Source organism: Rhizobium sp. J15 (assembly GCF_002531825.1).
GTDB lineage: Bacteria > Pseudomonadota > Alphaproteobacteria > Rhizobiales > Rhizobiaceae > Rhizobium.
On sequence record NZ_NWSX01000091.1, the window covers coordinates 1 to 3,413 of the forward strand.

The following is a 3,413-nucleotide window of genomic DNA, read 5'->3' on the forward strand; positions in this document are numbered from 1 at the left end:
ACTTCGAGACCAGGCTGGCGCCCATGACGAGCCCTTCCAGCGCGGTCTGCACCGCATGGCGGTAGCCCAAGACCTCCTTGCCGCCGGGTGCGCTCAGGCGCGACGTCAGGCGCTCCAGATTGCCGGCGAGATCGCCGATGCCGATTTCTCCGGCGCCTACCTTGTCGAGCAGCGGACCGAGAAGCGCCTTGACGTCGGCCTTGAACTGATCGCGCACCTCGGGGCTGTCTGACCCGTAAAACTGGTTGGCCATCGCCTGGATGGTCGGGTTGAACAGGTGGGTGATATTGTTGGGAACGGTGCTGCCGAATTCGGAAGCGGCAACCTTTTTCAAACCGTCGAGGTCGATCTTGAGATCGGGGAACAGGCTCCCGCCGAGCCCGAGCGACTGGTCGAAATCCACAACCGGCAGGATGGAGCCGAGCCCCTTCAGTTCCCGCTCGGTTTTGTTGCCGGCCAGTCCCATGCGGATCAGGCCATCGAGCGCCGTCGTCGGATCGGAGATCGTCGGCAGCACGTTCTTGTCGAAGAATTCGGCATAGGTCTTGTCGGCAATCGCCGAGCGCTGCTTTACGAAATCGTCGGGAAGCACCATGGAATAGAAGCCGAGGGCGGCATTATATTCCTTGAGAATGGTGGTGACGTCCTTGCCGGATTTGAGACCGTCATTCAGCAGGCCGCCATTGACGATGTCGCGCTCAAAGGCATCCTCGACCTTCGTACGCAGGTCCTTCATCTTCTCGTCACGCGTTATCGTGTCGTTGATGATCTCGGAAGCGTCCTTGTTCGTATCGGCCGGCGCCACGCGATAACCGGAGAAGATCAGCTTGAAGGCCTTCAGCGCCTTCTCCGTCATCAGCGAGTTGACGTCGGGGTCCGAGCCCAGGATGGCGATTGACTTGTCGAGATCCTTCAGGATCTCCTGGTCGTTGTAGATGCCGCGCTGGTTGTCGCCGAGGCTGTCCTTGTATTGGCCGAAGGTCGCCTTGGTCTGAAGCAGATCGAGATACATGATCAGTTTCTGCTCGGCAGTGTAATTGTGAGGGTTTTTGACGACGTCGATGCTCTCGAAGGATTTGTCCTTGTCCTTCAGCCCTTCCATGAAGCCCTGATTGATCTCGCTCATGAAATCGGAATTGAACAGGAGATCGATGACCGGCTGGATCGGCGCGGTAGGGCGGGACGTGCCATTCGACGTGGCGGCCAGCGAAACGAACTTCGGACTGCTCGTCTGCGCCGATATAGAGGAGAAAATCGTCAGGGCTGCCGCCGTGGTCCCGTCAGAGGCAAAAGGCGATGCCTTCTTGACCGTGGTGCTCGTGGTTTTGCCCTGGCTCGTGGAATTTTCGGACTTCGGATCGGAATTGGCGTTTAGCCGGAGAAATGAAACCGTATCGATATCCGAAGATGCTGGTGCGATCGATGACATGCGTTCCCTTTGATTTTCTTTTTCCGCTTTTCGCGGATGACGTCGTTTACCTTACGTTAGGCATAAGATCGACCTTTGCGTGATAATTCAAGCCCGATCGCGACATCGCGGTTGCATAAAATGCAGCGGCCTCGCGCCTGGAGATCAAAAATCACATTTTTACCGAGGGGTCGCAGGGTATTTCCCAGGCTGTGGCGGTCATCGTTGCCGCCCCTCTGCCTCTACCAGATGAATGACGGGTCTGGCCCAAATTCGAGATGCACGGACTCGCCGGTGTAGCGTTCAAGCTTCTCGTTCAGCTGCTTTTCCATTTTGTCGAGCTTCTTCACGCCATTGGCCATATCCCACAGACCAAGCGCCAGCCCGACGGCCGAGGCAACGAGGCCGGTGACCAGTCCGGCCGCGGCAAGGCCGGTTTTGGCGGCGCTGCTGAAGATGGTCACGACTTCCGGCGCCACCGTTCCGAGTCCGGAAAAGGCACGGGACATGGCATTGGTCAGATAAAGCATCGCCTCGGAGAAACCGATCAGCGCGTTGCCGGTACCGGCAATGCCGCCGATTATTTCGAGCGCGCCCTTGGCGCGGTCGCCGGCCTTCATCGACCGCGACGCCGAATAGAAGCCGAGGCCGGCCATGGCGAGGCCGCCGGCCGCGCCGAGGATCTTGCCTGCCGCTTCCATCGTCTTCGGCGAGAAGTTCATCGAGATCCCCTTGCCCCAGCTGCCAGGCTGATTGCCGAAGGCGCTGAACGGTTTGCCGGCAACGTCGAGGTTCTTGCCGAGACCTTCCATCGTCATGCCGACGATCTGCGTCGCCGAGCCGACCGCGGCGGCGATATCGGCCGGCGTCCACTTGCCGCCGACGCCGAGGCCGCGCGCCACCAGCACGCTCGACATCGTCAGCATCTGCACGGCGTGCACCAGACCGGCCTTGTACACCTCGGCATCGATGCCGGCAGGTGTCCGGGTCTGGCGCGGCAGATCGAGCGAATCCTTGAAGGAGGCGAGCGCATCGTCGAGCTTCATACCGCCGCGCACCATCCGCAGAACGCCGTCGACGTCGCGCGCTATATCCTGCGCCAGGTTCTGTTTCAGCGTTTCGCCGCCATCGGCCGGGCCGTTTTTGCTGATGAAATCCTCGGCGAACGTAGTTGCCAACTGGCTGATGGCGTCATTCGTCGCCCCGGGCTCGAAGGTGTCATCCGGCCCCGACAGCAGCGGCTCGAGATCGACACCCTGGCCGTCGCCGATATAATGTTCCTTGACGATATTGGCGAAGGTGACGTTCGCGGCGTCGAGATGCGCATCGATATAATCCTGGGGCAGGAGATCGACGAGGGTGTTGAGTTCGGAATAATAATCCTTCAGGGCATCTTCGAAGCTCTTGCCGGCGCTCAGCGCCCGGTCGATCGCCTTGCCGCCGCCGATGTCGATCAGATAGGCGTCCTCGATGTTGGTGAGCAGATCGGAATTCTCCGGTCGCTGCAGATATTCCTTCATGCCGCTCGCGAAGATATCCGAGAGATGCTGCTGCGTCGCCGGATCGGCCGTCAGCTTTTCGATCCGCGCATCGAGGTCCTTGCCGACGCGCTCGCCATCGGGCACGCTGTCGCCATACTGGTTCATATAGCCATTGAACTGCTGTTTGATCTCGATGAGATCGTAGAGCAGCGTCGCCTTCTGTTCCGGCGTCAGCTGGTCGAGGTCATCCATGTTGTCGGGCGCGACGAAATCCCGGTTCACGTCCTTCACGGCGTCGCCGAGAATGCCGTATTTGAGTTCGTCGAGCTTCTTCAGCGTCGGCTCATAGGCGGTCGACGGAGCGTAGCCGCGCAGCACCTTGCTTTCCAGGATGTCGTTCTCGTCGATCGGGCGCTCCACGACCGGCTCGATGGCATCCGAGCCCGACATGACAAGGTCCATCTTCTTGAGGCTGGATGTCAGATAGTCGCTGTCGATATAGGGCAGATCGAGACTTTGGATGG

Annotated in this window: 2 protein-coding genes and 1 pseudogene; 1 reads left to right on the forward strand and 2 read right to left on the reverse strand. The window is 59.8% G+C overall.

The genetic code is table 11. The features are described from left to right. Positions 1 to 1,126: pseudogene (locus CO670_RS32185) on the reverse strand (hypothetical protein); the annotation flags it as partial. Between the two features lie 25 nt (positions 1,127 to 1,151). On the opposite strand from CO670_RS32185, the gene CO670_RS33595 reads away from it, so the two are divergent. Continuing rightward, entirely contained in the window at positions 1,152 to 1,442 is a 291-nt protein-coding gene (locus tag CO670_RS33595) for a hypothetical protein (RefSeq protein ID WP_225880282.1), read from the forward strand. A 208-nt stretch (positions 1,443 to 1,650) separates the two neighbouring features. On the opposite strand, the gene CO670_RS32190 is transcribed toward CO670_RS33595, so the two are convergent. Next, a partial coding sequence (locus tag CO670_RS32190; protein WP_097594048.1) for a hypothetical protein occupies positions 1,651 to 3,413 on the reverse strand: 1,763 nt, incomplete at its 5' end.

Excerpts from the sequence above, each read along its gene's own strand:
- CO670_RS33595 (WP_225880282.1), top strand. The coding sequence starts at position 1,152 with ATGACCGGCTGGATCGGCGCGGTAGGGCGGGACGTGCCATTCGACGTG.